The following is a 12336-nucleotide window of genomic DNA, read 5'->3' as shown; positions in this document are numbered from 1 at the left end:
CAACGCCCTTCCGCAGTCGAAACCCGATACCTATCTCATGGGTTGAGGGGGCGGACGGACGCGCGCGCGCTGAGCGCGCGGCGACCCAGATGTCCGGGAAATAGGGGATAAGTCCATGGCCACGAACGCGCTGTCCGTGATGTCGCCTGATGGCGGCCTGAGCCGGTATCTCACCGAGATCCGGAAATTTCCGATGCTGGCCAAGGATGAGGAATTCATGCTGGCCAAGCGCTGGAAGGAACATGAAGACCCCGAGGCCGCCCATCGGATGGTGACCTCGCACCTGCGTCTCGTGGCCAAGATCGCCATGGGCTATCGCGGCTACGGCCTGCCGATCGGGGAAGTGATCTCCGAGGGCAATGTCGGCCTGATGCAGGCGGTCAAGAAGTTCGAGCCCGACAAGGGGTTCCGCCTGGCGACCTACGCCATGTGGTGGATCCGCGCCTCGATCCAGGAATACATCCTGCGCACCTGGAGCCAGGTGAAGATGGGCACGACGGCGGCGCAGAAGAAGCTGTTCTTCAACCTGCGCAAGGCCAAGAGCCAGATCAGCGCCTTCCAGGACGGGGACCTGCACCCCGACCAGGTCAGCCAGATCGCCACCAAGCTGGGCGTGCTGGACGAGGAAGTGATCTCGATGAACCGCCGGCTGTCGGGCCCCGACGCCTCGCTGAACGCGCCCATGCGCGCCGACGGCGAGAGCGAGTGGCAGGACTGGCTGGAGGACACCAACGCCGTCAGCCAGGAGACCCAGGTCGCCGAGAGCCAGGAGCACACCCTGCGCATGGGTCTGCTGGGGGAGGCGATGACCGAACTCACCGACCGTGAGCGTCACATCCTGACCGAGCGCCGGCTGAAGGACGACCCCTCCACCCTGGAGGAGCTGGCCGCCGAGTACGGCGTCAGCCGCGAGCGCGTGCGCCAGATCGAGGTGCGCGCCTTCGAGAAGCTGCAGAAGTCGATGAAGGCCGCCGCCGAGGCGCGGAACCTGATCGACGCCTGACCCCCTTGGCCTTCTCCCCACCGGGAGGAGGCCGCCTCTTTCCTAGATGGCCACGGCGTCGCGGGGCGGCGCCTTGCGCGCCGGTTCGTCGGCCGGCAGGAAGGCCAGCAGTGGTGCGGCCTGGGCCGACACCTCGTGCGGGATCAGCACGCCGCGTTCCGTTGCGGAATTCAGGTAGCGCTGGAAGTCGGTCACGCAGGTGACCAGTTTGATGTCCGACACCGCCACGGCCGCGCGCTGCAGCTCGGCCACCTGAGCCTGCATGGAGCGCAGGGCCTGGCGCGGATCGCTCTCGATGGCGGTCAGGGCCGAGCGCAGGATCTTCAGGGCCTGGAGGATGCGCGCGGCGTCCGGCGTCGTCTTGAGGTCGGAGCGGCGCTTGAGCTTGCCCTTGTAGTCCCCCGAATTGAACCGCCGGCGGTCGGGGCCGATATAGTCCACCGCCTCCACCCAGTCGCGCGGCCGCATGGTGACCGCCTCCAGGCGGCGCAACAGGTCCTTGGCGGTGTAGGGCTTGCGCAGGAATTCATGCACCCCGGCGTCGCGGGCGCCCAGGATGGCGCCCGCCGTGGCGGTGGCGGTGACCATGATGATCGGCGCCTGGCGGCAGTTGAAGTCCCCGCGCCGGATGCGGCGGGCGAAGTCGATGCCGTCGACATTGTCCCCCGACAGCTCCACGAAGATCAGCTGCGGATTGACCTGCTCGGCGGCCATCAGGCCGCGCTTGTTGCTGGGGGCGTTCCAGATCTGGCCCGCGGAGATGTTTCGCACCAGGTCGGCGAGCAGGCGCGCGCTGGCCGGCGCCGGATCGACGATCAGCACCCTCTGCAGCATGGGAACCATGCGCTGGATCAGCTTGTGCTCTTCGTTGAACACCTGGCAGGCGGACTCCCCGGGACGACTCGGGCCCAATCTGGGGGACGTCGGTAAAGATCGCCTTGACGTCGCCGCCCCCCGGCGTGGCCTTAAGCCGCGCCTGAAGACCCGCCCCTCAGTCCTGGAAGGGGTCGCGCACCATGATGGTGTCGTCCCGTTGCGGGCTGGTGGAGACCATGGCCGCGGGCGCGCCGATCAGTTCCTCCACCCGGCGGACATATTTCACGGCGTTGGCCGGCAGGTCCTTCCAGGAGGTGGCTCCGGCGGTGCTCTCGCTCCAGCCCTCCATCTCCTCGTAGATCGGCTCCAGGGCCGACTGGGCCTTCAGGCCGGCGGGCAGGTAGTCGAAGGTCTTGTCGCCGAGCTTGTAGCCGACGCAGATCTTCAGCTTGGGCAGGCCGTCCAGGATATCGAGCTTGGTGAGCGCGATGCCATCGATGCCGTTGAGGGCCACCGACTGGCGGACCAGCACGGCGTCGAACCAGCCGCAGCGGCGCGGCCGCCCGGTGACGACGCCGAACTCCTTGCCCACCGTCCCCAGGTGCTGGCCGATCTCGTCGAACAGCTCGGTGGGGAAGGGCCCCTCGCCGACCCGGGTGGTGTAGGCCTTGACGATCCCCAGGACATAGCCCGGCCCCTTGGGCCCCAGGCCGGACCCGGCCGCGGCCTGACCCGCCACGGTGTTGGAGGAGGTCACATAAGGATAGGTGCCGTGATCGACGTCCAGCAGGGCGCCCTGGGCGCCCTCGAACAGCACCCGCTTGCCCGACTTCACCACCTGGTCCAGCAGCCGCCAGGCCGGCTGGGCGAAGGGCAGGATCTTGGGCGCGATCTCCTCCAGCGCCGCCAGCAGCTCGGCCCCGTCATATTCCGGCAGGCCCAGGCCGCGGCGCAGCGGCGTGTGGTGGGCCAGCAGGCGGTCGATCTTGGCCTCCAGGGCGTCGCGGTCGGCCAGGTCGCCGACCCGGATGGCCCGGCGGCCGACCTTGTCCTCATAGGCCGGGCCGATGCCGCGGCCGGTGGTGCCGATCTTGTTGGTCGCGGCGGCCTCGCGCGCCTGGTCCAGGTCGCGGTGCAGGGGCAGGATCAGGGCGGCGTTGTCGGCCAGGACCAGCAGGTCGGGGGTGATCTTGATCCCCTGGGCGCCGATCTTGGCGATCTCCTCCAGCAGGTGCCAGGGATCGACGACGACGCCGTTGCCGATCACCGAGAGCTTGCCCTGCACCACCCCCGAGGGCAGCAGGGAGAGCTTGTAGACCTGATTGCCCACCACCAGGGTGTGGCCGGCGTTGTGGCCGCCCTGGAAGCGCACGACCACGTCGGCGCGATTGGACAGCCAGTCCACCAGCTTGCCCTTGCCTTCGTCGCCCCACTGGGCCCCGATCACGGTCACATTGGCCATGCAGATACGATCTCCCGGCCTGCCGAGGCGATCCAACCACGCCCTTCGACAGGCTCTCGGCGGGTGGACTTGATCGATTTTAGGAACCCAGACCGGGCCTCGCGGGCGCCAGGGTCGTGTTCGTCGGGTGTAGAGCATCCGGGCGCCCCCGCCGTCAAGTTGGCGGCGGACAAATCGGCGCTTCGCAGGGCCGAGCCCTTGGGTCTATGAGGCGATCATGACCCTGCCCCGCTTCCATCTCGCCTTCCCCGTCCGCGACCTGGCCGAGGCCCGCGCCTTCTATGGCGGCCTGCTGGGCTGCCCGGAGGGCCGCTCCAGCCCCGACTGGATCGATTTCGACTTCTACGGCCACCAGATCGTGGCGCATCTCTCTCCGGAGGAGGTGGGCTGTGGCGCGACCAGCGCCGTCGACGGCGAGAACGTGCCGGTCCGCCACTTCGGCGCCATCCTGACCCTGCCCCAGTGGGAGGCGATGGCCGCCCGGCTGAAGGCCGCAGGCACGCGGTTCGTCATCGAGCCGCAGATCCGCTTCAAGGGCCAACCGGGGGAGCAGGCGACCCTGTTCTTCCTCGACCCCTCCGGAAACGCCCTGGAGTTCAAGGCCTTCGCCGACGACGCCATGGTGTTCGCCAAATGAGCGTGATTCTCGCCGACATCCAGGCCGCCGCGGCGCGACTGAAGGGCCACGCGGTGGAGACGCCGCTGATCGAGAGCCCGGCCCTGAACGACCGCCTGGGCCATCGGGTGCTGATCAAGCCCGAGACCCTGCAGCGGGTCGGCGCCTTCAAGTTCCGCGGCGCCTATAACCGCCTGGTCCAGCTCACCGACACCCAGAAGGCCTCCGGCGTGGTGGCCTTCTCCTCCGGCAACCACGCCCAGGGCGTGGCGCTGGCCGCCCGCCTGCTGGGGATCCCGGCCCTGATCGTCATGCCCGCCGACGCCCCGGCCGTGAAGGTGGAGGCCACCCGCGGCTATGGGGCGGAGATCCGGCTCTATGACCGCCTGACCGAGGACCGCGTGGCCATCGCCGCGGAGATCGCCGCCCAGCGCGGCGCCGTTGTGGTCCCGGCCTTCGACGATCTCGACATCATCGCCGGCCAGGGCACGGTTGGCCTGGAGATGGTGGCCCAGGCCAGGGCCCTGGGGGTGAGCTTCGACGTGGTGATCTGCCCGGTCGGCGGCGGCGGCCTGATGGCCGGCCTGTCGACGGCGGTGAAGGCGCTCTCCCCCGCCACGGCCGTCGTCGGGGTCGAGCCCCAGGGGTTCGACGACACCCTGCGCTCCCTGCAGGCCGGATCGCGCCAGACCCTGAAGGCCACCACCCGCTCCCTGTGCGACGCCCTGGAATCCCCGGCCCCCGGAGAACTCACCTTCCCGGTGCTGCAGAAGACGGTGGCCGACATCGCCGTGGTCAGCGACGCCGAGGTGGCCGCCGCCGTGCGCTACGCCTTCTCGACCCTGAAACTGGTGGTGGAGCCCGGCGGCGCGGTGGGGCTGGCCGCCCTGCTGGCCGGTAAGGTGAAACATCTGGGCGACCACGGCGCGGGCCTGGTGCTCTCGGGCGGCAATGTCGATCCGGCCCTCTTCGCCGAGATCCTGGCGGGGGTCTGACGCCGTCCTGGGCGGGTGTCCCCGGTCTGGTGCGGTCTTTTGACCCGCGACCAAAGGGTTGCGGCTTAACAGGTTGTTGACCCGTCCACGGTGAAGTTTGTTCCGATGTGTCGCAGCCCGAAGTTGCGCGCAGAGGCGGATGGACTGCTTGGACCAGGTCGATCAAATGCGCGCCGGTGCGCGCCCGGTCAGACGGGTCGGCTGGAGGGCGCTCTGCACCCTCCTCAACGATCTCCCGGCGAGTTGGAAACTGACCCTGGCCTTCGCCGTGGTGCTCAGCGCCATCATCGCCATGGGCGCGGCCCTGCTGGTCAATCTCGATGTCGTCAAGCGGGCGCAGGCCGCCGACAGCCACGCCCAACAGGTCTTCGCCGTCGCCAATGAAGCCCGCTCGGTCCTGACGCGCCAGGAGGACACGCTGCGCGGCTACATCATCTCGGGCGACCCCTACTATGCGCGACGCATCGCGACGATCCACCGCCCGGCCTTCCTGGCGCGCATGGCCGAGCTCGAGCGCCTGGGACGCTCCGATCCGGCGTTGAGCGGCAAGCTGGCGAAGGCGCGGGCGGCCTATGAACTCTGGGACGACTGGGCGGTCGCCCGGGCCCTCGAACTGGCCGCTGCGCGGCGGACCCGGTCCCTGGCCGCGGAGATGGTGGGCCCGACCAACCCCGCCGACGACCTGATCGCGCCCGCCGAGACCGCCCTCGACGCCATACAGGCCGACAGTCGACGGGCCTTGGCGCTGAGCGGCGCCCGCAAGGACCACGCGATGCGGGCCATGACCACCGCCCTGGCCCTTGGCGTGCTGTTCGCCGCCCTGATCGCCGCGGTGATGGGCCTGGCGCTGAGGCGAAGCATGGTGCGGCCGATCCTGGCCCTGACCACGGTGATGCGCCGCCTGGCCGACGGCGACCACGCCATCCAGATTCCCGAGGTGGCCCGCCGCGACGAGATCGGCCGCATGGCCGAGGCGGTGGTCACCTTCCGCGACGCCGCGGTGGATAAGGCGCGGCTGGAGGCCGAGGCGGAGGTGCGCCGGGAAGAGGCCCAGGCGCTCGCCCTGCAGGCCCAGGCGGCCAACCACGCCAAGTCGGAATTCCTGGCCACCATGGCCCACGAGCTGCGCACGCCCCTCAACGGCGTGCTGGGCCTGGTGGACGTGATGGGCAGGACCGAGCTGACGGCGGCGCAACAGGCGCATCTGGCCACCATCGGCGCCTCGGGCCGGGCCCTGGTCAGCGTGGTCAACGACGTCCTGGACATCTCCCGGATCGAGGCCGGGAGCCTGGAGATCCTGTCCGAACCCTTCGACATGGACCGGCTGACCGACGACCTGACCTCGATCTACGCCGCCATGGCCGCCGACAAGGGGCTGACCTTCGAGTTGACCGTCGATCCCGCCGCCCGTGGCTGGCGGCTCGGGGACGCCGCGCGGCTGCGCCAGATCGCCGGCAACCTGATCTCCAACGGCCTGAAGTTCACTGAGGCGGGTTCGGTGCGCGTCGCCTTCGCCCTGCGGGGCGACCAGGTCGTCCTGGAGGTGACCGACACCGGCATCGGCGTCGCGGCCCACCAGCAGGCCGCCATGTTCGACCGCTTCGTCCAGGCCGACGGCTCCTCCACCCGGCGCTTCGGCGGCGCCGGACTGGGCCTGGCGATCTGCCGGGAGCTGTCGGATCTGATGGGCGGGACCATCGGCTTCACCAGCGAGCTGGGGGTCGGCTCACGCTTCACCCTCCAGGTTCCCCTGCCCGCCTGCGCCGCTCCGGCCGAACCGGAGGCCGCCGAGCCAATGGACGACAAGCTGCGCATCCTGGTCGTGGACGACAACGCCACCAACCGCCTGGTGCTCTGCGCCCTGCTGGATCAGCTCGGCCTGGCCGCCGAGTGCGTGGTCAACGGCGTGGAGGCGGTGGCGGCCTGGGAGGCCAATGTCTGGGACGCCATCCTGATGGACATCCACATGCCGGAGATGGACGGCGTGGCCGCCACCTCCAACATCCGCCGGCGGGAGGCCGAGCTGGGCCGCGACAAGACCCCGATCATCGCCGTCACCGCCAGCGTGCAGCCCGACGAGACCCGCGGCTACCTGTCGGCCGGCATGGACGACTGCGTACCCAAGCCCATCGACACCCGCTCCCTGGTGACCGCGCTCCAGGGCGTGCTGGCCGCCTAGGCCGGGTCGGTCGACCCCGCGGTGAGCTGGCGGTAGATGTCGGCGAAGGGCGCCGTCACGAAGATGTAGAAGCCGGCGACGATCACCGAAGCCACGGCCATCACGCCGACATAGGCCGCGGCGAACTGAGGCGCCCAGGTTTCCGCGCCCTGGGCCATCTTGGCGGTCATGGCCTGGGCGATGGCGTCGGCATGGCCCGACACGCCCATCCCGATGGCGATGGCGATCAGGATCACCACCAGGGCGACCGCGAGCTCGACGCCGATGATGATGGCCACCAGAGCCAGTTGAACGCCGAAGATCTTCCAGCCGTGACCCCGGGTCAGGGGCCAGGATTCGAGGAGCCGGAAGCGCCCGTCGGCGAAGGCCATCGGATAGGCCAGGGACAGGCGGATGACGCACCAGCCCCCCAGGATCGCCGCCACGAGGATCAGACCGAAGGTGGCCAGGCCCGTGATATCGGAGTCCTGACCCGCGGCCATGCGGACACCCATGACCAGGATGAAGATGACCAGGGCCGCGGCGATCATCGCCACGATCAGCAGGAAGATTGCGGTCAGGGTGGTGAGGAACATGGCGCCCTCCCGCCGGCCCAGGCGCAGGTAGCCGAAGCCGCGGTCCTGAGGCCGCAGGATCGCCCGATAGATGGCGCCGTAGATCACCAGCATGCCCGCGACGCTGAAGGGAAAGGCCAGCAGCTGGTAGGGCAGCATATGGGCCTGCATCTGCGCCATTTCCGGGACTTCTCCGGCCTTGCCCCCGGTCAGGGCCGACTTGGACGCCGCATCCAGGGCGGTGATTAGCTCGGGCCAGACCGCCCAGTAGGCCGCCAGCTGCGGCAGCACCCCGCTCAGCAGATAGACCGCGGCCAGGGACAGGAGCAGCCGGGGCTCTCGCCGCATCAGGCCAAGACCGGAAAACAGCGCCTCGCGCCCCGACACCTTGACCATCGTCCGCCCCTTCAACTTCCCCGAGCGGAGCTTAGGCCCGCCCAGGTGGAGTTGAAAAGCCTAGAGCCGATCCTCGGGGGCGGCGACCGCCGGAGCCTCGCGGGGGGTCACCAGCTTGGCCAGACGCGGCCGCAGCCACATCTCGAAGTCGTCGATCATCTCGTAGACCACCGGCACCAGGACCAGGGACAGCAGGGTCGAGGTGATCAGGCCGCCGATCACCGCCACGGCCATGGGCTGACGGAACTCCGCGCCCTTCTCCAGGGCGAAGGCGGTGGGCAGCATGCCCGCGGCCATGGCCATGGTGGTCATGACGATCGGCCGGGCCCGCTCGCGGCAGGCTTCCAGGATGGCGTCGCGCTGGGGCATGCCGTCGCGCTCGCGCTCGATGGCGTACTCCACCAGCAGGATGGAGTTCTTCGCCGCCAGGCCCATCAGCATCAGGAAGCCGATCAGGGACGGGATCGAGAGCGACAGGTTGAACACCAAAAGGCCGAAGAAGGCCCCGCCCACCGCCAGCGGCAGGGCCGAGAGGATCACCACCGGCTTGAAGAAGCTGCGGAACAGCAGGACCAGCACGCCGAAGATCATGGCCACCCCGGCGAACACCGCCATGCCGAAGGAGCCGAACAGCTCCTGCTGGGCCTCCAACTGGCCGGTCTCGGCGGGGGCGACCCCGGCCGGCAGGTGCTTCATGATCGGCAGGGCCCGGACCCGCTTGTAGGCGTCCCCGAGCTCGGCGCCGTTCAGCTCGGCCTGGATGGTCAGCTGGCGCTTGCGGTTCAGCCGCTCGATCTTGGCCGGGCCGGCCTGGAAGCTGACATCTGCCACCGCGTCCAGGGTGGTGGTCCCCCCGGTGACGGTGGGGATGCGCAGGGCCTTGATGCGCTCCAGATCGCCCCGGGCGTTGGCCGGCATGCGGATGCGGATCGGGATGCGGCGCTCGCCGGAGGTCAGCTTGGCCACATTGGCGTCGATATCGCCAACGGTGGCGACGCGGGCCACCTGGGCGATGGTGTCCACCGACACGCCGAGGCGAGCGGCCTCGTCGGCCCGCGGACGCACGATCAGCTCGGGCCCGATGGGGGGCGCCGAGGCGTGCGGATCGGCGATGATGTCGATGGTCCGCATCTGCTTTTCCAGCTCCAGCGAGGCGGCCGTGAGCGCCGCCGGATCGTTGGAGGCGAGGATGGCCTGGAGGCCGGCGCCGCCCTGGAAGTCGAGGAACGTGATGCGGGCGTCGGGCACCTCGCGCAGGGCCTGGCGAGTCTGGGCCTTGAGCTCGTCGCCGGTTATTGAGCGGTGCTCGTCCAGCAGGACGGTGACGGTGCCGTTGCGCAGGTCGCTGCCGCCACCGCCGCCGCCGAAGCCCGGGCCGCCGCCGCTGGCGGTGGAGCCGACCTGGGCGAAGACGCCGCGGACGCCGGGGCGGCCCACGAAGATGGCGCTGACCCTTTGGGCGACGTCCTCCATGGCCTCGACCGTCGCGCCGGGCGGGCCCTGCAGGTCGACATAGATGTAGTCGGGGTCGCCGGCCGGCTGGAAGCCCTGGGGCAGCATTGGCACCAGGAACAGGGAGCCGACGAACATCACGCCGCCGAGGATGCAGGCCACGATACGGTGGTCCAGGGCCCATTCCAGGGCGTTGCGGTAGAAGCCCTCGAAGGGCTTGCGCGCCGTCGGGTGGGCGGTGGGCTTCAGCAGATAGGCGGCCATCAGCGGCGTCAGCAATCGCGCCACCACCAGGGAGAACAGCACCGCCACCGAGACGGTGAGGCCGAACTCCCGGAAGAACTGGCCGGCCATGCCCTTCATGAAGCTGACCGGGGTGAACACCACGACGATGGCCATGGTTGTGGCCACCACCGCCAGGCCGATGGCGTCGGCCCCCTGCAGGGCCGCCTGGAAGGGCTGCATGCCCTGGGCCACCCGTTTCTCGATGTTCTCGATCTCGACGATGGCGTCGTCCACCAGGATCCCAACCACCAGGGTCAGGGCCAGCAGGGTCACCACGTTCAGGGAGAAGCCGAACAGCTTCATGAAGAAGAAGGTCGGGATCAGCGAGATCGGCATGGCGAAGGCGGTGATCATGGTCGAGCGCCAGTCGCGCAGGAACAGGAACACCACCAGGGCCGCGAGGATCATGCCCTCCAACAGCACGTGCTGGGTGGCGCGGAAGCTGGCCCGGGTCTCGTCCACCGAGGAGAAGATGCGGGTGAACTTCACCCCCGGATGGGCCTTCTCCATCTTGGCGACCGCCTTGATCACCGCGTCGTCGACGCCGACGTCGCTGGAGTCGCGGGTCTTCATCACCTGGAAGCCCACCACCGGCGCGCCGTTGAAGCGGGCGAAGCCGCGCACCTCGCTGGAGCCGTCGCCGACCTCGGCCACGTCGGTGAGCTTCACATAGCGCCCGCCGCCGGTGGGGATGGTCAGCTCGCGCAGGGCGTTGAGGGTGTTGACCGCCCCCAGGATGCGCAAGGTCTGCTCGCGCCCGCCGACCGAGACCCGGCCGCCCGGGGCGTCGATGTCGAAGCCGCGCAGGGCGTTGTTCACCTGGGGCGCGGTCAGGCCCCGGGCCGCCATGCGGTCGGGGTCGATGAGGACGTTGATCTCGCGGTTCACCCCGCCGACGCGGGCGATCTGGGAGACCCCCTTCTCGGTCTGCAGCTCGCGGGCGATGGTGTCGTCGACGAACCAGGAGAGGTCGGCGTCCGACATGGCCGGCGCGGCCACCGCATAGGTCAGGATGGGCTGGCTATCCAGCTCCACCCGGGTGACCGTCGGCTCGTCGATCTCGCGCGGCAGGATGGCCCGGGTCTGGTCCATGCGGGAGCGGACCTCGTCGGTCTTCTTCTGCAGATCCTCGCCGAGCTCGAACTCCACATTGGTGGAGGAGACCCCGAGGCTCACCGTCGAATAGATGTTCTTGACGTTGGAGATGCCGGCGATGGCGTCCTCCACCGGCCGGGTGATCTGGGTCTCCATCTCGCCGGGCGCGGCCCCCGATTGGGTCACGGTGATCGAGACCATGGGGAACTGGACGTTCGGGAACTGCTTCACCGGCAGCCCGCCGTAGGAAATCATCCCGGCCAGGACCAGCGCGATGAACAGCACCGCCACCGGGACGGGGTTGCGGATCGCCCAGGAGGATATCTGGAAGGCGCCTCCGGAGTCGTGATCGTGCGGCGCGGGGCTCATTTCTTGACGCTCGCGGGCTTGGCGACCGGAGCCGCGCCCTCGACCGGGCGCACCACGTCACCGTCCAGCAGGAAGGCCGCGGCGTTCAGCACCACGCGGGAACCGGCCGACGGGCCCTTGAGCAGGGACACCAGGCCCGAGCCGCGGGGCCCGGTGGTCACGGCCACCCGCTTCACGCGGTTGTCGGCGCCCACCACCATCACGCTGGCGCCGTCGGCGTCATAGCGCACGGCGGTCTCCGGCACCGCCAGGCTCTGGCCCACGGCGTCGGCGAACAGGGCCCGGCCGTAGCCGCCGGAGCGGATGTCGGCGCGGACCGGCAGGCGGACGCGCACCGTGCCGAGCTTGCTCTGGGCGTTCACCTGGGGCGAGACCAGCCGGACATAACCCTCGGCGCTGGAGCCGGTGGCGAGCACCACGCTGGCGCGCTGGCCGGGGCGGACCCGGGCCAGGTCCTCTTCGGAAAGTTCGGCCAGCAGCTCCACCTCGCCGCCCTGGGCGATGCGGAACCAGGGGGTCGAGCCCCCGGCCGACAGGTCGCCGGGGCGCACGTTGCGCTCCAGCACCAGGCCGGAGACCGGCGCGGTGACGGCGAGCTTGCCGGCCCGGGTGCGGGCGTCCTTGTAGGCCGCGGCCTGGGCGTTGGCGGTGGCCCGCGCGGCCCGGGCCTGGAAGCGGCGCTGGTCGAGCTGCTCCTGGGAGAGCACACCCTGGCCGTCGAGACCCTTCACCCGGGCGGCCTGGGCCTCGGCCTGCTCGGCCTGGATGGCGCTCTGGGCGGCGAGGGCGCCCTGCTGCTCCACCTGGGCGGCGATCAGGGCGCCGTCGAGCTGGACCAGGGTCTGTCCGGCGCGGACATACTGGCCGGCGTCGGCCAGCACCCGGGCGACCCGGTAGCCGGTGACCTCGGGCAGGACGGCGGCCTCCTCGCGGGGCGTGAGCACGCCGGAGGCGGTGAGGGAGCCGATGATGGCCCGGGGCTCGACCTTGACCACCCGCACGGCGCGGGCGCGCTGGGCGTCGGTCTCCTTGACCGCGGGCTTCTTGCCGCAGGCCGACAGGGACAGGGCCGCCATCAGGGCGAGCGTGAGGATTTGGGGCGTTCTCGTCACGT

At 70.0% G+C, this 12336-nt stretch carries 9 protein-coding genes; 4 read left to right on the top strand and 5 right to left on the bottom strand.

Translation table 11 applies throughout. The features are described 5' to 3' along the window. Positions 1–115: 115 nt before the first annotated feature. Positions 116–1003 carry an RNA polymerase sigma factor RpoH gene (gene rpoH, locus ACO06I_RS19120; RefSeq protein WP_421934211.1) on the top strand — a complete coding sequence of 296 codons (888 nt, stop codon included), beginning with the start codon at positions 116–118 and terminating at the stop codon, positions 1001–1003. 42 nt (positions 1004–1045) lie between these two features. On the opposite strand, the gene ACO06I_RS19115 is transcribed toward rpoH, so the two are convergent. After that, the gene (locus ACO06I_RS19115) at positions 1046–1879 is read right to left on the bottom strand and encodes a response regulator (RefSeq protein ID WP_421934210.1); all 834 of its coding nucleotides are present in this window, start codon (positions 1877–1879) and stop codon (positions 1046–1048) included. Between the two features lie 115 nt (positions 1880–1994). Further along, a complete protein-coding gene (locus ACO06I_RS19110; protein ID WP_421934209.1) occupies positions 1995–3281 on the bottom strand; it encodes an adenylosuccinate synthase in 1287 nt (428 codons plus the stop codon). A gap of 217 nt (positions 3282–3498) precedes the next feature. Here ACO06I_RS19110 and ACO06I_RS19105 point away from each other — a divergent pair, with 217 nt between their 5' ends. From ACO06I_RS19105 to ACO06I_RS19095, 3 genes are all read left to right on the top strand, one after another. Then, positions 3499–3918 (top strand): VOC family protein, encoded by a 420-nt coding sequence (locus ACO06I_RS19105; RefSeq protein WP_421934208.1) that lies wholly within the window; start codon positions 3499–3501, stop codon positions 3916–3918. Next, the gene (locus ACO06I_RS19100; RefSeq protein ID WP_421934207.1) at positions 3915–4892 is read left to right on the top strand and encodes a threonine ammonia-lyase; all 978 of its coding nucleotides are present in this window, start codon (positions 3915–3917) and stop codon (positions 4890–4892) included. Before ACO06I_RS19105 ends, ACO06I_RS19100 begins: the two co-directional genes overlap by 4 nt. A gap of 148 nt (positions 4893–5040) precedes the next feature. Further along, positions 5041–7071: an ATP-binding protein gene (locus ACO06I_RS19095; protein WP_421934206.1), complete on the top strand. Its 2031-nt coding sequence runs from the start codon at positions 5041–5043 to the stop codon at positions 7069–7071. On the opposite strand, the gene ACO06I_RS19090 is transcribed toward ACO06I_RS19095, so the two are convergent. From ACO06I_RS19090 to ACO06I_RS19080, 3 genes are read right to left on the bottom strand one after another with little or no spacing between them, the layout of a single operon-like run. Next, a complete protein-coding gene (locus tag ACO06I_RS19090; RefSeq protein ID WP_421934205.1) occupies positions 7068–8021 on the bottom strand; it encodes a hypothetical protein in 954 nt (317 codons plus the stop codon). The two genes, ACO06I_RS19095 and ACO06I_RS19090, sit on opposite strands and share 4 nt — an antisense overlap. A gap of 60 nt (positions 8022–8081) precedes the next feature. Further along, a complete protein-coding gene (locus ACO06I_RS19085; protein WP_421934204.1) occupies positions 8082–11222 on the bottom strand; it encodes an efflux RND transporter permease subunit in 3141 nt (1046 codons plus the stop codon). Continuing rightward, positions 11219–12334: an efflux RND transporter periplasmic adaptor subunit gene (locus tag ACO06I_RS19080; RefSeq protein ID WP_421934203.1), complete on the bottom strand. Its 1116-nt coding sequence runs from the start codon at positions 12332–12334 to the stop codon at positions 11219–11221. The genes ACO06I_RS19085 and ACO06I_RS19080 overlap by 4 nt, the downstream gene beginning before the upstream one ends. Positions 12335–12336: the final 2 nt, after the last annotated feature.

The organism is Phenylobacterium sp., assembly GCF_965229015.1.
Taxonomy (GTDB): domain Bacteria; phylum Pseudomonadota; class Alphaproteobacteria; order Caulobacterales; family Caulobacteraceae; genus Phenylobacterium.
Note: the sequence above shows the minus strand (reverse complement) of the source record. Positions and strands in the feature narration are given on the sequence as shown.

Coding starts and splice junctions, on each gene's coding strand:
- ACO06I_RS19090 (WP_421934205.1), bottom strand. CDS start 8,021: ATGGTCAAGGTGTCGGGGCGCGAGGCGCTGTTTTCCGGTCTTGGCCTG.
- ACO06I_RS19100 (WP_421934207.1), top strand. CDS start 3,915: ATGAGCGTGATTCTCGCCGACATCCAGGCCGCCGCGGCGCGACTGAAG.
- rpoH (WP_421934211.1), top strand. CDS start 116: ATGGCCACGAACGCGCTGTCCGTGATGTCGCCTGATGGCGGCCTGAGC.
- ACO06I_RS19110 (WP_421934209.1), bottom strand. CDS start 3,281: ATGGCCAATGTGACCGTGATCGGGGCCCAGTGGGGCGACGAAGGCAAG.
- ACO06I_RS19105 (WP_421934208.1), top strand. CDS start 3,499: ATGACCCTGCCCCGCTTCCATCTCGCCTTCCCCGTCCGCGACCTGGCC.
- ACO06I_RS19085 (WP_421934204.1), bottom strand. CDS start 11,222: ATGAGCCCCGCGCCGCACGATCACGACTCCGGAGGCGCCTTCCAGATA.